We start from the raw sequence: 15,296 nt of genomic DNA, 5'->3' as shown, positions 1-15,296 counted from the left end.
GATATCCTGCGTTTTGATCGCCGTTCCGCGTCATGACTTTTCGCGGCGTAAGACGGTCTTTTTCCATTGCGGGGGTCTTCTCCTACCGGGGTTTCCGGGCCCTCGTTCAGTGCGAACGGAGGGTAATGGGCAAGTACCTGCTCCGCAGGTTGGCGATCAATCTGATCTTGGTCGCGATCGCGGCCAGCTTGGCTTACATGCTCGCCGCGACGACCATGAACCCTCGCGGCGCGTATGAAGGCCGCCAGCCTCCTGTCGCCGAGGAAGTCATCGACGCCACCCTCGACAGCTACAACCTCAACGACAAGACGCCCGTCCTGGAGCGCTACGCGACCTGGGCCAAGGGCGTCGTCACGGGTGACTTCGGCAAGACCTGGAACGGCGGTTCGGTCAACGACGAGATGGGCCGGCGGATCTTCGTCAGCCTCCGGCTGCTGCTGGTGGGCACGATCCTGGGGTTCGTCCTCGGAGTGGCGCTCGGCGCACTGTCGGCGGTCAAGCAGTACCGGATATCCGACCGGGCGATCGGGGTCGGCTCGTTCGTGATCATGGCGGTGCCGGTGTTCGTGCTGGCCACGCTGCTCGCGATCGCCGCCTACAACCTCAACCGCGGGCTCGGCTTCTCGCTGATCGAGTTCACCGGCGAGTACAACCCCAAGCTGTCCGGCTGGGAGCAGTTCACCAACCGGCTGAACCACCTGATCCTGCCGACCATCTCGCTCAGCCTGGGCTCGATCGCCTTCTACAGCCGCATCCAGCGCAACATGATGCTGGACGTGCTCGGCCAGGACTTCGTCCGCACCGCGATGGCCAAGGGCCTGCGGCGCAGGACGGCCCTGGTCAAGCACGCGCTGCGCACCGCGCTGATCCCCGCGGCCACGTACTTCGCCTTCGCCTTCGGCACGATGCTCACCGGCGCCACCTTCACCGAGAAGATCTTCGCCTGGAACGGCATGGGCGCCTGGCTGGTCGACTCGATCAACCAGAACGACGTGAACTCGGTGGCCGCGGTCAGCATGTTCGCCTCCGTCTGCGTCCTGTTCGCCGGCTTCCTGTCGGACCTGCTGGTGGCGGCCCTCGACCCTCGAGTGCGGGTGAGCTAAGTGCGTTCCAAGGTTGTTCTCGGGCGGATGCTGCGCAACCGGCAGGCCCGCTACGGCTTCATCGCCCTGGTGCTGCTGGTGGCGCTGGCCTACCTCGGCCCCTACTTCGGCGCCTACGACTGGAAGGACAAGGACTTCCTCGCCTTCCTGTCGGCTCCCTCGTCCGACCACTGGTGGGGCACCACCTCGATCGGCCAGGACATGTACGCCGTCACCCTGCGCGGCATGCAGAAGTCGATCATCATCGGCCTGCTCGTGGCGCTCATCTCGACCGGCCTGGCCGCGATGGTCGGCGCCTTCGCCGGGTACTTCGGCGGCTGGGTGGACCGCGTCCTCATGTGGGGCGTGGACCTGCTCCTCGTCCTGCCCAGCTTCCTGATCATCGCGATCGCCTCGCCGCGCCTGCGCGGCGCCTCCTGGCTCTGGTTCGTGGTCCTGCTGGCGGCGTTCGCCTGGATGATCACCTCCAGGGTGGTGCGCAGCATGACGCTCTCGCTCCGTGAGCGCGAGTACGTGCAGGCGGCCGTCTACATGGGCATCCCCCGCTGGAAGATCATTTTCCGGCACATCGTGCCGAACCTGTCCTCCTTGCTGATCATCGACGCCACCCTCAACGTGAGTGGCGCGGTCATCGGCGAGGCCGCGCTGTCCTTCTTCGGCTTCGGCATCCAGCCGCCCGACGTCTCGCTCGGCACGCTGATCGCCGAGGGCTCCCGCAACGCCACCGGCTACCCCTGGCTGTTCGCCTTCCCCGCCGGGCTCCTGGTGCTGCTGGTCCTGAGCATCAACCTCATCGGAGACGGCCTGCGCGACGCACTCGACCCGGGGAGCAACTCATGAGCATCCTGGAGGTTCAAGACCTCACCGTGACGTTCCCCGGCGGCATCGAGGCCGTGCGCGGCGTCAGCTACGAGGTCGCCCGCGGCGAGGTCCTGGGCATCGTGGGCGAGTCCGGTTCGGGCAAGTCCGTGACGTCCCTGGCGATCATGGGTCTGCTGCCGCGCAACGCCCAGATCAGCGGCTCGGTCAAGCTCCACGGCCAGGAGCTGATCGGGATGAAGGAAGACGACCTGGTCAAGGTCCGCGGCAAGTCGATGAGCATGATCTTCCAGGATCCGCTGTCGGCCTTCACGCCCGTCTACACGATCGGCGACCAGATCTCCGAGGCGCTGCGCGTCCACCAGAAGCTGGGCAAGGACAAGGCCGCCAAGCGCGCCGTCGAACTGCTCGACCTGGTCGGCATCCCGCACCCGGACGTGCGGGCCAAGGCGTTCCCGCACGAGTTCTCCGGCGGCATGCGCCAGCGCGCGATGATCGCGATGGCCATCGCCAACGACCCCGACCTGCTGATCTGCGACGAGCCGACCACCGCGCTCGACGTGACCATCCAGGCCCAGGTGCTGGAGGTGCTCAAGACCGCCCAGCGCGAGACGGGCGCCGGCATCGTCATGATCACGCACGACCTGGGCGTCGTCGCGGGCATGGCCGACCGGGTGCTGGTCATGTACGCCGGCAAGCCGGTCGAGCAGGGCAACGTCGACGACATCTACTACCGGCCGCGGATGCCGTACACGATGGGACTGCTCGCCTCGATCCCCAGGATCGACGGCGAGGAGGGGCCGCTGGTGCCGATCGAGGGCAACCCGCCCTCCCCGGCGGCGCTGCCGCCGGGCTGCCCGTTCGCGCCGCGCTGCCCGATGAAGATCGACTCGTGCGACGACGAGGAGCCCCCGCTCACCGACGTCGGCGGCGGCAGGCACGTCGCCTGCATCCGCTCCCGCGAGATCGAGTACAAGGGCCTGACCGGCACGGACGTGTTCCCGGTCCCGGTCATCCCGGTCAGCGAGGTGGTCCGCGTGCCGCGCGAGCAGCGCGCGACCGTGCTGGAGCTGGACAACCTCATCCGGCACTACCCGCTGATGAAGGGCGCGGTGTTCAAGCGCCGCGTCGGCACCGTGCACGCCGTGGACGGCATCAGCTTCGACATCGCCGAGGGCGAGACGCTGGCCCTGGTCGGCGAGTCGGGCTGCGGCAAGACCACGACCCTGCAGCAGATCATGCAGCTCGCCCCGCCGCAGAGCGGCCGGATCGTCGTGCTCGGCCAGGACAGCGCCAAGCTCGGCCCGTCCGGGCGCAAGGCGCTCAGGAGCGACCTGCAGATCGTCTTCCAGGACCCGATGGCGGCGCTCGACCCGCGCATGCCGGTCGGCGACATCATCGCCGAGCCGCTGCGCGCCCACGGGCGCAAGAACGTCAAGCAGCGGGTCGCCGAGCTGCTCGAACTGGTGGGGCTGGCGCCCGAGTACGCCGAGCGCTACCCGCAGAGCTTCTCCGGCGGCCAGCGCCAGCGCATCGGCATCGCCCGCGCCCTGGCCCTGGAGCCCAAGCTGCTCGTCCTGGACGAGCCGGTCTCGGCACTGGACGTGTCCATCCAGGCCGGCGTGATCAACCTGCTGGACGAGCTGAAGAACACCCTGGGGCTGTCGTACCTGTTCGTGGCGCACGACCTGGCCGTGGTCCGGCATCTGGCCGACCGCGTCGCGGTCATGTACCTCGGCAGGATCGCCGAGATCGGCACGGTCGAGGAGGTCTACGACCGCCCCGCGCACCCCTACACGCAGGCGCTGCTGTCAGCGATCCCGCTGCCCGACCCCGAGATGGAGCGCACGCGCAAGCGGATCCTGCTCGAAGGCGACCTGCCCAGCCCGGCCGACCCGCCATCGGGTTGCCGGTTCCGCACGCGTTGCCCCAAGTTCGCCCTCCTCACCGAGGCCGAACGCCGGCGCTGCGTGGACGAAGAGCCCTCGGTTGCCCGGCTCGCGACCGCCGTGGACCACGGCGCCGCCTGCCACTACGCGGAGGAAGTCGAGGTCATCACGGCCTCGGACGATCAGGAGGAAAAGTGAAGGTTCGTTACCGGGCGGCGGCGGGAATCGCCGTCCTCGCCATGGCCGCGGCGGCTTGTGGCGGTGGTGGCGGCGAGGCCAAGAAGCCGAGCGCCGAGCAGTCGCAGCAGGCTCAGAAGCAGATGTCGGAGCTGCCGGGCATCTCGATCAACCCCGTCCCGTACGAGCAGGTCAAGGACGGCGGCACGCTCACCCTGGCGGTCGGCCAGTGGCCGAGCCAGTGGAACGGCAACCACGTCGACGGCAACCAGCTGGACACGGCGGACATGCTGGACTCCCTGATGCCGATGTTGATGGTCGCCGACTCCCAGGCCAACTTCAAGGCGAACCCCGACTACCTCACCGACGTCAAGATGGACCTGTCGTCGGGCAAGCAGGTCGTCACCTACACGCTGAACGAGAAGGCCCAGTGGTCGGACGGCACGCCGATCACCTGGAAGGACCTCGAGGCGGCGTGGAAGGCCAACAACGGCAAGAACAAGAAGTTCAAGCCGGCCTCCACCGACGGCTGGGACCGCATCGAGTCGATCACCAAGGGTGACTCCGACAAGGTCGCCATCGTGACCTACGGCAAGAACTACCCCGAGTGGCAGGGCCAGTTCTCCCGTTCGCCGCACCTCTACCCGGCCTCCCACATGGAGACCCCGGAGAAGTACGAGAAGGACTACCTGCAGAAGATCCCGGTCACCGCCGGGCCCTTCAAGGTCGAGAGCATCAACGAGGGCACCAAGACCCTCACCGTGGTGCGCGACGACAAGTGGTGGGGCCGCAAGCCCAAGCTCGACAAGGTCATCTACCGGACCATCGAGACGCCCGCCGCGCAGGTGAACGCCTTCGCCAACGACGAGCTGGACGCGGTGGAGATCCCGCCGGGCAGCCCGGCCGACCTCAAGCGGGCCAAGGAAGTCCCGAACGTGGACATCCGCAAGTCGCTCAGCCCGAACTGGCGGCACATCACCGTCAACAACCAGAGCGAGTTCCTGAAGGACAAGTCGGTCCGCCAGGCCGTCGCGTACGCGATCAACCGTGACGTGATCACGCAGTCCGACCTCAAGGACATGGACTGGCCGCTGCAGACGCTGGGCAACCACGTCTTCATGAACAACCACAAGGCGTACGTCGACAACTCCGGCGAGCTGGGCAAGTACAACCTGCCCAAGGCCAAGGAGCTGCTCGACGCGGCCGGCTGGAAGCAGGAGGGCGACGTCCGCAAGAAGGACGGCAAGGAGTTCTCGCTGAACTTCGTCGTCCCGGCGGGCGTGCCGTACGCCAAGACCGAGGGCGAGCTCACCCAGGCCATGCTCAAGGAGGCCGGGATCAAGCTGACGATCCGTCCGGTCCCCGATGACAAGTTCTTCACCGACTACATCATCAAGGGCGACTTCGACCTGGTGCCGTTCTCCTGGATCGGCACGCCGCTGCCCCTCGGCGGCCTGCCGCAGATCTACAAGACCGGCTCCGAGTCGAACTTCCCCAAGGGCAGCGACCCGGCGCTGGACGCCGCGATCGACGCCGCTGTCGGTGAGATGGACCAGACCAAGGCCTACCAGCTGGCCAACGCCGCCGACAAGCTGATCTGGGACCAGGTGCACACCATCCCGCTGTACCAGCGTCCGGCCATCCAGGCGACCAAGAAGACGCTGGCCAACTTCGGCACCTTCGGGTACCAGGCCCGCGACTACACGGCGATCGGCTTCACCGGCTGATCTCCGTAGCCTCGACGAAAACCCCCGGCCGGTTCCCGGCCGGGGGTTTTCTGCATGCTTCACCACCTATTGGGGTAACTGTTCACTTATGGACGACGACTATGGGATCTTCGGCCCCGAGTCGGTGACCTGGCGGGTGATGGGGGAGCCGATCCAGCTCGTCGGCGGCTTCCGCGCGCTGCTGATGCAGGGGCTGCACCCCCGGGCGATGCGCGGCGTGCTGCAGAACTCGGCGCTGCTCGACCCGGCCGAGGCGTGGTCGCGCTTCCTGCGGACCAGCGAGTTCGTCCGGGTGCGCACGTACGGCACGCGCGCGGAGGTGGAGCGGGCCGGCCGCCGGGTGCGCAGGATCCACGCCACGCTGACCGCCCGCGACCCCGACACCGGCGAGACCTACCACCTCGACGACCCCGAGGCGCTGCGCTGGGTGCACGTCGGCGAGGTCGACTCCTACCTGACGGTGGCCCGCCGTGCCGGCGTGCGGCTGTCCGACGCCGACGCCGACCGGTTCGTCGCCGAGTGGCGGCGCGCCGCCGAGGTCGTGGGCCTGGACGGGGACGACGTGCCGGGCTCGGTGGCCGAGCTGCGCGCCTACATCGACGGCCGGCGTCCGGGGCTGCGGCTCGTGCCCGAGGCGGCCCACCCGCTGCGGCTGTCGCTGCACACGCCGCTGCCCGGCGCGCTGTCCGCGCTGCGGCCCGCCGTGCCCGCGCTGACCGTGCTGGCCCTGGCCACGCTGCCGCGCTGGGCCCGCCGCCTGTACGGCCTGCCCGCCACGCCCGTCGGCGACCTGTGGGCCTCGGCCACGCTGCGCGCCCTGCACACCGGCATCGGCCTGGTCCCCGAGCAGGTCCGCTACGCGCCCTCGGCCCGGCGGGCGCGCAAGTTGATGGCTGCCTGAGCGAGCGCTTGTTCAAATAGCACGGGGGCGGTCGCGCTTTCCGTAATCGGCATGGCAAACTGGTACAAGAAGAGAGCTAGCGTGCTCCGGGGTCGGTGAAAGTCCGAACCGGCGGTTACAGTCCGCGACCCGGCCGATGCCATCGGCCGGTTGACCCGGTGAAATTCCGGGACCGACGGTTAAAGTCCGGATGGGAGGAAGCGCGCGAGGTGTCCGGCGTCCCAGCCGGGCGCCTGACGTGGTGCCGTGCCGGCACCCGAAAACCCCCCGGGGCCCGCCGTGGCTTGAAGCTACTGGCGAGTAGGAGACCCGGGTGGACATCTCAGCCGCCGATGCCGCGCACATGGCGCGCGCCGTCGAGCTGGCCGCGCGCGGACACGGCGGCACCAGCCCCAACCCCGTCGTCGGCTGCGTCGTGCTGTCGGCCGCCGGGCAGGTCGTCGGCGAGGGCTTCCACGCCTACGCGGGCGGGCCGCACGCCGAGGTCGTGGCGCTGGCGCAGGCGGGCGAGCAGGCGCGGGGCGGCACGGCGTACGTGACGCTGGAGCCCTGCGACCACACCGGCCGCACCGGGCCGTGCAGCCGGGCGCTGCTGGCCGCGGGCGTGGCCCGCGTGGTCGTCGCCGTGGCCGACCCCAACCCGAAGGCCGCCGGCGGCGCGGCGCGGCTGCGCGCGGCCGGGGTGAGCGTGACGCAGGGCGTGCTGGCCGAGGCGGCCGAGCGGGTCAACGAGGAATGGCTCACCTACGCCCGGCTCGGCAGGCCGCACGTGACCTGGAAGTTCGCCGCGACCCTCGACGGCAGGTCGGCCGCCGCCGACGGCACCAGCCAGTGGATCACCTCGCAGCAGGCGCGGGCCGACGTGCACCGGCTGCGCGCCGCCTGCGACGCGATCGTGGCCGGGATCGGCACCGTGCTGGCCGACGACCCCCACCTCACCGTCCGCCTCCCGGAGAACGCCGGGGCGCACGCGCGGGAGGGCGACGCGGGGGCGCTGCTGGCCGGCAGCCCGCCGCTGGCCGGGCGGCCGCTGGGCGCCCGCCCGCCGCTGCGGGTCGTCGTGGACACCGAGGGCAGGACGCCGCCCGCGGCCCGCGTCCTCGACGACGAGGCCCCCACGCTGGTCGCCGTCGCCGACGACGCCGTGACCGAACTCAAGGCCGGCCTGCTGCGCCTGCCCCGGCACCCGGAAGGCGGCCTCGACCTGCACGCCCTCCTGCGCGAGCTGGCCGCCCGCGAGGTGGTCGGCGTGTTCCTGGAAGGCGGCCCCACCCTCGCCGGCGCGTTCCTGCGGCAGGGCCTCATCGACCGAGTGATCGCCTACCTCGCCCCCGCCCTCCTCGGCGAGGGCAGGGCCGCGCTCGGCCCGGCGGGCGTCGGCACGATCAGCGGCGCCCACCGCCTCACCTTCGACGAGTTTTCCCCCATCGGGCCGGATCTGCGGCTGACCGCGCGGCCCGCTCCGCATCAAGGCAGGGAGAAGTGATGTTCACCGGAATCATCGAGGAGAAGGGCGAAGTCGTCGCCATCGAGCCGGCCGGCGGCGGCGCTCTGCTGTCCGTACGCGGCCCGCTCGTCACCTCCGACGCCGCCCACGGGGACTCGATCGCCGTCAACGGCGTCTGCCTGACGGTCGTCGAGGTCGAGGACGACGTGTTCACCGTCGACGTCATCAGGGAGTCGCTGGACCGCAGCTCGCTCGGCGGCCTCACGGCGGGCTCGGCGGTCAACCTCGAACGGTCCGTGCGCGCCGACCAGCGCCTCGGCGGCCACATCGTCCAGGGCCACGTCGACGGCACCGCCCGCCTGCTGTCCCGCGCCCCCGGCGAGAACTGGGACGACCTGCGCTTCTCCCTGCCCGGCCCGCTCAGCCGGTACGTGGCCGAGAAGGGCTCGATCGCCATCGACGGAATCAGCCTGACCGTCACGACGGTTGACGACGACAGCTTCGGCGTGAGCCTCATCCCGACCACGCTGAAGCTGACCACCATGGGCGACCGCCAGGTCGGCGACGTGGTGAACCTTGAGGTCGACGTGATCGCCAAGTATGTGGAGAGGCTGGTGGGCGCCCGATGAGCTGGGTGGACGCATCGATTGACATCTTCGGTCTGCCGGTGAAGTGGACCGACCTGGCCGGCAACGTGTTCGCCCTGGCCACGGTGGCGTTCGCGATGCGCAAGTCCATGTGGACCTGGCCGGTGCAGTTCACCGGTTCGGTGCTGCTGTTCCTCGCCTCGATCAGCGCGCACGTCACCGGCAACGCGCTCAAGCAGGCCCTGTTCGCCGTGCTGGCGGTTTACGGGTGGTGGAAGTGGCGGCAGGGCACCCAGGAGCACGCCCTGTCCGTCCGGCCGGCCACGGGCGGCGAGCGGTGGCGGATGCTGGCGGCGCTGGCCGTGGGCACCGCGGTGGTGACCGTCCTGTTCAAGGCGTTCGACCTGTCGTGGTACCCGGGCGCGCCGGTGGCCGTCGTGGCCTCCGACGCCTACATCTTCGTCGGCGGCGCGGTCGCCACCTGGGCGCAGGGCCGGGCGCTGGTCGACTTCTGGATCGTCTGGGTGCTGGTCGACCTGGTGGGCGTGCCGGTGGCGTTCAACTCCGGCCTCTACGTCTCCGGCGCCGTCTACGCCGTGTTCTTCGTCATGGTCCTCACGGGCTTCGCCAAGTGGCTGCGCGAGTACCGCGCCGCCCGTCCGGAAGTGGTGGCAGTGGCATGAGCGAGTTCAAGCTCGACCCGATCGAACGGGCGATCGAGGACATCCGCAACGGCCGTCCCGTCGTGGTCGTCGACGACGAGAACCGCGAGAACGAGGGCGACCTGATCTTCGCCGCCCAGAAGGCCACGCCGGAGCTGTGCACGTTCCTGATCCGGCACACCAGCGGCATGATCTGCGTGGCCATGGACGGCAAGGAGCTCGACCGGCTCGGGCTGCCGCTCATGGTGTCCCAGAACCGCGAGCGCATGCGCACGGCGTACACGATCACCGTCGACGCCCGGGACGGCGTCACCACCGGCATCTCCGCCGCCGACCGCGCCAGGACCATCCGCACCCTCGCCGACTCGGCCACCGAGCCCAACGAGCTGGTCCGGCCCGGCCACATCTTCCCGCTGCGCTACCGCGAGGGCGGCGTGCTGGCCCGGCGCGGCCACACCGAGGCGGCCGTCGACCTGGCCAGGCTCGCCGGGCTGTCGGCCGCCGGCGCGCTGGCCGAGGTGGTCAACGACGACGGCACCATGGCCAGGCTGCCCGAGCTGCGCCGCTTCGCCGACGAGCACGACCTGGCGCTGGTCTCCATCGAGCAGCTCGTCGACCACCGCCGCCGCGCCGAGAGCATGGTCACCAGGGTCGCCGAGACCCGCCTGCCCAACGCGTACGGCATGTGGCGGGCCTACGGCTACTCCAGCGCCCTCGACGGCGGCGAGCACGTCGCGCTCGTCTACGGCGACCTCGGCGGCGGCGAGAACATCCTGGTCAGGGCCCATTCCGAGTGCCTGACCGGCGACGTGTTCGGCTCGCTGCGCTGCGACTGCGGCGTGCAGCTCGACCACGCCATGGGCGCCATCGCGCAGGAGGGCCGCGGCGTCGTCGTCTACCTGCGCGGCCACGAGGGCCGGGGCATCGGCCTGCTGGCCAAGCTCAAGGCCTACAGCCTCCAGGACAACGGCAGCGACACCGTCGACGCCAACGTCGAGCTGGGGCTGCCGGTGGACGCCCGCGAGTTCTCCAACGCCGGGCAGATCCTGGCCGACCTCGGCGTGCGCTCGGTGCGGCTGCTCACCAACAACCCGGCCAAGCTCAAGGGCATGGACGGCTACGGCATCAAGGTGCTCGGCCGCGAGCCCATGCCCGTGGCCCTGAACCCGCACAACGAGCGGTACCTGGAGGCCAAGCGCGACCGGCTCGGCCACGACATCTCCTCCAGCGTCCCGCACGAGATCTCGGAGGCGTCATGAGTGGCGAAGGCCGTCCCGGAGTGGCCGTGGTGGACGCGGCGGGCCTGGTCGTGGGCGTGGTGGCGGCGAGCTGGCACGCCAAGATCACCGACCAGCTCGTGGCGCGGGCCGTGCAGGCGTGCGACGACAGCGGCGCCACCGCGACCGTGGTCCGCGTGCCCGGCTCGCTGGAGATCCCCGTCGTGGCCCAGGCCCTGGCCCGGCGTTGTGACGCGGTGGTCGCCCTCGGCGCGGTCATCAAGGGCGAGACCGCCCATTTCGACTACGTCTGCGACTCGGTCACCAGCGGGCTGACCCGCGTCTCGCTCGACGAGGAGACGCCCGTCGGCAACGGCGTGCTCACCTGCGAGACGATGGACCAGGCGCTCGACCGCTCCGGGCTGCCCGGCAGCAAGGAGGACAAGGGCTACGAGTCGGCCCTGGCCGCCCTGGAGACCGCCCTCCTCCTGAGGGACCTCCACTGACCTGCGGTAGGTTTCCCTCGTGCCCGAGCCCGTGACCCCGCCGCCCCTGCCCGTGACCTGGCGTCCCCGCCGGGGCCGGGTCGTGCCCTACGCCTTCGCCCTGGTGGTGGTGGCAGGGGCGGTCCTCATGGCGATCTTCATCGCCGACCCGTTCAAGCTGCCCGACCGGGTGGCGATCGTGGGCTTCGGCCTGGCGGTGGCGTATGTGCTCCACCTGCTGGGCCGGGTCCGGGTGGAGGCCGACGAGCAGGGCCTGACCGTCGTCAACGCCCTGCGCGTCCACCGCTACACCTGGCCCGAGGTCATCGACGTGACCCTCCTGGTGGGCGACCCGTGGCCGAAGATCGACTTCTCCGACGGCCGGACGATCGGCGCCATGGGCATCCAGGGCTCGGAGAAGGCCCGCGCCCGCCGGGCCACGGCCGAGCTGGCCGCGCTGATCCGCGAACGCGGCGAGGCGGCCGAGTCCGGCGACTGAAACCCGAGGAAGTCCGGCGACTGAAACCCGATGATGAGGGCGAGCCGATATCGCCGGGCCGGGGTTGCGACGTAGCCTGAAGGCGTGCTGCGGCGGACAATCAGGGCAATGGACATCGAGTCGCCGGACAAGCTCACCGAGCTGCTCGACCGGCACGACTACCTGGCCGACCGGGGGCTGGCCACGGCCGCCTTCCTGGCGCTGCGGATGGGGCGGCCGCTGTTCCTGGAGGGAGAGGCGGGCGTCGGCAAGACCGAGCTGGCCAAGACCCTCGCGACGATGCTCAGGGCCCCGCTGATCCGGCTGCAGTGCTACGAGGGCCTCGACGCGTCCCAGGCCCTGTACGACTGGGACTTCGCCCGCCAGCTCCTCCACCTCAAGGCCGCCGAGGCCGCCGGGATCACCGACGCCGCCCGGCTGGAGGGGGAGATCTACGACCGCCGCTTCCTGATCGCCCGTCCCCTGCTGAAGGCCGTGGAGACCCAGCCGAGCGTGCTGCTGGTGGACGAGATCGACCGGGCCGACGACGAGTTCGAGGCGTTCCTGCTCGAAGTGCTCTCCGACTTCACCGTCTCCATCCCCGAGCTGGGCACGATCAGGGCCGCGACGCCGCCGGTCGTCGTGGTCACCTCCAACCGCACCCGCGAGGTGCACGACGCGCTCAAGCGGCGCTGCCTCTACCACTGGCTGGAGCACCCGAGCTTCGACCGCGAGGTCGCGATCCTGCTGCGCCGCCTGCCCGGCTGCACCGAGGAGCTGGCCCTGCAGGTGGCGCGGGCGGCCGAACGGCTGCGGCAGGCGGACCTGGTCAAGCCGCCGGGCGTGGCCGAGACGCTCGACTGGACCGAGGCGCTGCTGACGCTCGGGGCCAGGGAGCTCGATCCCGACCTGGCCGCGGCCACGCTGGGCGCCGCGCTGAAGTACCGCGAGGACGTCGCCGCCGTCCTGGCCGACGGGCTGCTGTCCGGTGGATGAGCTGGTCCGGACCGTGACGGGCTTCGTCAGGACGTTGCGCGCGGCGGGCGTGGACGCCGACCACGAGCGGACGCGGAGCCTGCTGCAGGCCCTCGGCCACCTCGACGCCGGGGACCGGGAGGCGTTCTACTGGGCCGGCCGGCTCACCCTGTGCGCCACCCCCGACGACCTGCCCCGCTACGACCGCTGCTTCGCCGCCTGGTTCGGCGGACGGCGGGCGGCGGCGGCCCGTACCGCGACGACCAGCGTCACCCGGCACCTGGCGGCCGGCGACGGCGACGAGGCGGGCGCGGGCGAGGACGCCGCCGCCCCGGCCACGGCCAGCCGCGCCGAGGTGCTGCGGCACCGGGACGTCGCCCGGCTCACCGAGGCGGAACGCGCCGAGGTGCACCGCATGCTGGCCCTGCTCGGCCGCGGCCGGGCCGCGCGCCGCTCGCGCCGTTTCGAGCGGGCCCACCGGGGCAGGCTGGACCAGCGCCGCACCGTGCGCGAGGCGCTGCGCAACGGCGAGGTGGCCCGGCTCCGGCGGCGCCGGCACACGACCAGGCCCCGGCAGGTGGTGCTGTTCGTGGACGTCAGCGGGTCGATGGCCCCCTACGCCGAGACCCTGTTGCGGTTCGCCCACGCGCTGGTCAGGACCGAGCCGCGGGCCACGAGGGTCTACTCGGTCGGCACCCGGCTCACCGAGGTCACCGCCGAGCTGCGCCACCGCGACCCCGGCACGGCGCTGAACGCGGCGTCGGCGGTCATCCCCGACTGGAGCGGCGGCACCCGGCTCGGAGAGGAGTTCAAGGAGTACCTGATCCGTCACAGCGCCCGGGGGGCGATCGTGGTCATCGCCTCCGACGGCTGGGAACGCGGTGACCCCGCGCTCCTGGGCGCCCAGCTCGCCAGGCTGGCCCGGCAGGCGTACCGGCTCATCTGGGTCAATCCGCACAAGGGATATGAGGATTACCAGCCGCTGACCGGAGGCATGCGGGCCGCCCTGCCGCATCTGGACGACCTGGTGGCCGGGCACAGCCTGGCCGCCTACGAGGAACTCAGCGAAAGGCTCGCCCATGCGTGACGTGCTCCCGGAGATCATGCGGTGGTGGAGGTCGGGGCTCAGGTTCGGGCTGGCGACCGTGGTGAGCACGTTCAGCAGCGCGCCACGCCCGCCGGGCGCGGCGATGGCGGTGCGCGGCGACGAGGTGGTGGGCAGCGTCTCGGGCGGGTGCGTCGAGGGGGCGGTCTTCGAGCTGGCCTCCGAGGCCGACGCCCCCGTCCTGCAGCGGTACGGCGTCAGCGACGACGACGCCTTCGCCGTCGGGCTGACCTGCGGCGGCATCATCGACATCCTGGTCGAGCCGGTCTCCATCGAGACCTTCCCCGAGCTGGGCGAGATCTTCGCCGCGGTCGAGGCGCACCAGCCGGTCGCGGTCGCCACCATCGTCGCCGGCCCCGGCCCGATCGGCGCCCGCCGGATCGTCTGGCCCGGCCGCTCGTCGGGCACCCTGGGCCTGGACCGCCTCGACGAGGCCGTGGACGACGACGCCCGCGGCATGCTCGCCCAGGGCCTGACCGGCATCAGGCACTACGGCGGGCACGGCGAGCGGCGCCTGGACGACCTGTCGGTGTTCGTCCAGTCGTTCGCGCCGCCGCCGCGCATGCTGGTCTTCGGCGCGATCGACTTCGCCGCGGCCGTCGCCAAGGTGGGCAAGTTCCTCGGCTACCACGTCACGGTCTGCGACGCCCGGCCGGTCTTCGCCACCGCCAAGCGGTTCCCCGAGGCCGACGAGGTGGTGGTCAAGTGGCCGCACGACTACCTGGCCTCGGTCCAGGTGGACGAGCGCACGGTGATCTGCGTGCTGACCCACGACCCCAAGTTCGACGTGCCGCTCCTGGAGGTGGCGCTGCGGACCGAGGCGGGCTACATCGGGGCCATGGGCTCGCGCCGTACGCACGAGGACCGGCTGGCCCGCCTGCGAGAGTCCGGGCTCACCGAGGCCGAGCTGGCCCGGCTGAGATCGCCCATCGGCCTCGACCTGGGCGCCCGCACGCCGGAGGAGACCGCCGTGTCGATCGCCGCCGAGCTGATCCAGCTCCGGTGGGGCGGCTCGGGCCGGCCCCTGTCGCAGACGGGCGGCCGCATCCACGGGGAGCCGGCGTGATCGCCGGGCTGCTGCTCGCCGCGGGGGAGGGCGCCCGGCTGGGCACGCCCAAGGCGCTCGTGAAGTTCGGCGGCGAACGGCTGGTCGACCGCGGGGTGCGGCTGCTGGAGGAGGGCGGCTGCCATCCGGTGGTGGTCGTGCTCGGCGCGGCGACCGTGCAGCTGCGCGGGGCGGTCACCGTGCGCAACCCGGACTGGCGCACCGGCATGGGCTCCTCGCTGCGGGCCGGGCTGGCCGCCCTGCCGCTGGAGGCGACGGCCGTGGTGGTCGCGCTGGTGGACCAGCCCCTCGTCCGGGCGGGCGCGGTGCGGGCGCTGGCCGCGTCGGGGGCCGGGCTGGCGGTGGCCACCTACGGCGGACGGCGGGCGAACCCGGTGCTGATCGCGCGCGAGCACTTCGCCGGGGTGGCGGAGCTGGCGGTGGGCGACGTGGGGGCGCGGGCGTTCATGAAGGCGCATCCCGGGCTGGTCACCGAGGTCGCCTGCGACGAGCACGGCGACCCGGCCGACATCGACACGCCACAGGACCTGGAGCTGCTGGAAGGCCGCTAGAGCCGCACCGGGAACTGCTGGAAAGCCGCTGGAGGCGCACCGGGAACTGCTGGAAAGCCGCTGGAGGCGCACCGGGAACTGCTGGAAGGCCGCTGGAAGGCGGTTGG

The 15,296-nt window shown here is 71.3% G+C and carries 15 protein-coding genes and 1 riboswitch; all 15 genes read left to right on the top strand.

All coding sequences use genetic code 11. From position 1 onward, the window contains the following. Positions 1-125 precede the first annotated feature (125 nt). The gene (locus ACFYYW_RS11415; RefSeq protein WP_352322583.1) at positions 126-1,103 is read left to right on the top strand and encodes an ABC transporter permease; all 978 of its coding nucleotides are present in this window, start codon (positions 126-128) and stop codon (positions 1,101-1,103) included. Continuing rightward, positions 1,104-1,943: an ABC transporter permease gene (locus tag ACFYYW_RS11410; RefSeq protein WP_352322582.1), complete on the top strand. Its 840-nt coding sequence runs from the start codon at positions 1,104-1,106 to the stop codon at positions 1,941-1,943. Then, the gene (locus ACFYYW_RS11405; RefSeq protein ID WP_387647454.1) at positions 1,940-4,009 is read left to right on the top strand and encodes a dipeptide ABC transporter ATP-binding protein; all 2,070 of its coding nucleotides are present in this window, start codon (positions 1,940-1,942) and stop codon (positions 4,007-4,009) included. Before ACFYYW_RS11410 ends, ACFYYW_RS11405 begins: the two co-directional genes overlap by 4 nt. Continuing rightward, the gene (locus ACFYYW_RS11400; RefSeq protein ID WP_352322580.1) at positions 4,006-5,715 is read left to right on the top strand and encodes an ABC transporter family substrate-binding protein; all 1,710 of its coding nucleotides are present in this window, start codon (positions 4,006-4,008) and stop codon (positions 5,713-5,715) included. The genes ACFYYW_RS11405 and ACFYYW_RS11400 overlap by 4 nt, the downstream gene beginning before the upstream one ends. 88 nt (positions 5,716-5,803) lie before the next feature. Beyond that, positions 5,804-6,616 (top strand): oxygenase MpaB family protein, encoded by an 813-nt coding sequence (locus ACFYYW_RS11395; RefSeq protein WP_352327118.1) that lies wholly within the window; start codon positions 5,804-5,806, stop codon positions 6,614-6,616. A gap of 77 nt (positions 6,617-6,693) precedes the next feature. Beyond that, a riboswitch (FMN riboswitch) is annotated at positions 6,694-6,824 on the top strand. A 105-nt stretch (positions 6,825-6,929) separates the two neighbouring features. Next, the gene (gene ribD, locus ACFYYW_RS11390; protein ID WP_387647450.1) at positions 6,930-8,102 is read left to right on the top strand and encodes a bifunctional diaminohydroxyphosphoribosylaminopyrimidine deaminase/5-amino-6-(5-phosphoribosylamino)uracil reductase RibD; all 1,173 of its coding nucleotides are present in this window, start codon (positions 6,930-6,932) and stop codon (positions 8,100-8,102) included. After that, a complete protein-coding gene (locus ACFYYW_RS11385; RefSeq protein ID WP_352327120.1) occupies positions 8,102-8,692 on the top strand; it encodes a riboflavin synthase in 591 nt (196 codons plus the stop codon). The genes ribD and ACFYYW_RS11385 overlap by 1 nt, the downstream gene beginning before the upstream one ends. Further along, the gene (locus ACFYYW_RS11380) at positions 8,689-9,333 is read left to right on the top strand and encodes a nicotinamide mononucleotide transporter family protein (RefSeq protein ID WP_352327121.1); all 645 of its coding nucleotides are present in this window, start codon (positions 8,689-8,691) and stop codon (positions 9,331-9,333) included. The genes ACFYYW_RS11385 and ACFYYW_RS11380 overlap by 4 nt, the downstream gene beginning before the upstream one ends. Beyond that, the gene (locus ACFYYW_RS11375) at positions 9,330-10,571 is read left to right on the top strand and encodes a bifunctional 3,4-dihydroxy-2-butanone-4-phosphate synthase/GTP cyclohydrolase II (RefSeq protein ID WP_364411702.1); all 1,242 of its coding nucleotides are present in this window, start codon (positions 9,330-9,332) and stop codon (positions 10,569-10,571) included. The genes ACFYYW_RS11380 and ACFYYW_RS11375 overlap by 4 nt, the downstream gene beginning before the upstream one ends. Continuing rightward, positions 10,568-11,035: a 6,7-dimethyl-8-ribityllumazine synthase gene (gene ribH, locus ACFYYW_RS11370; protein WP_352327123.1), complete on the top strand. Its 468-nt coding sequence runs from the start codon at positions 10,568-10,570 to the stop codon at positions 11,033-11,035. Before ACFYYW_RS11375 ends, ribH begins: the two co-directional genes overlap by 4 nt. 19 nt (positions 11,036-11,054) lie before the next feature. Continuing rightward, positions 11,055-11,513: a PH domain-containing protein gene (locus tag ACFYYW_RS11365; protein WP_352327124.1), complete on the top strand. Its 459-nt coding sequence runs from the start codon at positions 11,055-11,057 to the stop codon at positions 11,511-11,513. A gap of 108 nt (positions 11,514-11,621) precedes the next feature. Beyond that, positions 11,622-12,488: an AAA family ATPase gene (locus ACFYYW_RS11360; protein ID WP_387647445.1), complete on the top strand. Its 867-nt coding sequence runs from the start codon at positions 11,622-11,624 to the stop codon at positions 12,486-12,488. After that, positions 12,481-13,554 (top strand): VWA domain-containing protein, encoded by a 1,074-nt coding sequence (locus ACFYYW_RS11355; RefSeq protein WP_387647443.1) that lies wholly within the window; start codon positions 12,481-12,483, stop codon positions 13,552-13,554. Before ACFYYW_RS11360 ends, ACFYYW_RS11355 begins: the two co-directional genes overlap by 8 nt. Then, a complete protein-coding gene (locus ACFYYW_RS11350) occupies positions 13,547-14,638 on the top strand; it encodes an XdhC/CoxI family protein (RefSeq protein ID WP_352327127.1) in 1,092 nt (363 codons plus the stop codon). The genes ACFYYW_RS11355 and ACFYYW_RS11350 overlap by 8 nt, the downstream gene beginning before the upstream one ends. Next, positions 14,638-15,189: an NTP transferase domain-containing protein gene (locus tag ACFYYW_RS11345; RefSeq protein WP_387648892.1), complete on the top strand. Its 552-nt coding sequence runs from the start codon at positions 14,638-14,640 to the stop codon at positions 15,187-15,189. Before ACFYYW_RS11350 ends, ACFYYW_RS11345 begins: the two co-directional genes overlap by 1 nt. Positions 15,190-15,296 lie beyond the last annotated feature (107 nt).

It is taken from the genome of Nonomuraea sp. NPDC001831, from assembly GCF_042892035.1.
Classification (GTDB): Bacteria; Actinomycetota; Actinomycetes; order Streptosporangiales; family Streptosporangiaceae; genus Nonomuraea.
This window is presented reverse-complemented; position numbering and strand designations above follow the sequence as displayed.

What these genes read in the sequence shown, in the direction of transcription:
- ACFYYW_RS11380 (WP_352327121.1), top strand. Translation starts at nt 8,689, where the DNA reads ATGAGCTGGGTGGACGCATCGATTGACATCTTCGGTCTGCCGGTGAAG.
- ACFYYW_RS11375 (WP_364411702.1), top strand. Translation starts at nt 9,330, where the DNA reads ATGAGCGAGTTCAAGCTCGACCCGATCGAACGGGCGATCGAGGACATC.
- ACFYYW_RS11360 (WP_387647445.1), top strand. Translation starts at nt 11,622, where the DNA reads ATGGACATCGAGTCGCCGGACAAGCTCACCGAGCTGCTCGACCGGCAC.
- ACFYYW_RS11385 (WP_352327120.1), top strand. Translation starts at nt 8,102, where the DNA reads ATGTTCACCGGAATCATCGAGGAGAAGGGCGAAGTCGTCGCCATCGAG.
- ACFYYW_RS11415 (WP_352322583.1), top strand. Translation starts at nt 126, where the DNA reads ATGGGCAAGTACCTGCTCCGCAGGTTGGCGATCAATCTGATCTTGGTC.
- ACFYYW_RS11350 (WP_352327127.1), top strand. Translation starts at nt 13,547, where the DNA reads ATGCGTGACGTGCTCCCGGAGATCATGCGGTGGTGGAGGTCGGGGCTC.
- ACFYYW_RS11395 (WP_352327118.1), top strand. Translation starts at nt 5,804, where the DNA reads ATGGACGACGACTATGGGATCTTCGGCCCCGAGTCGGTGACCTGGCGG.
- ribH (WP_352327123.1), top strand. Translation starts at nt 10,568, where the DNA reads ATGAGTGGCGAAGGCCGTCCCGGAGTGGCCGTGGTGGACGCGGCGGGC.
- ACFYYW_RS11405 (WP_387647454.1), top strand. Translation starts at nt 1,940, where the DNA reads ATGAGCATCCTGGAGGTTCAAGACCTCACCGTGACGTTCCCCGGCGGC.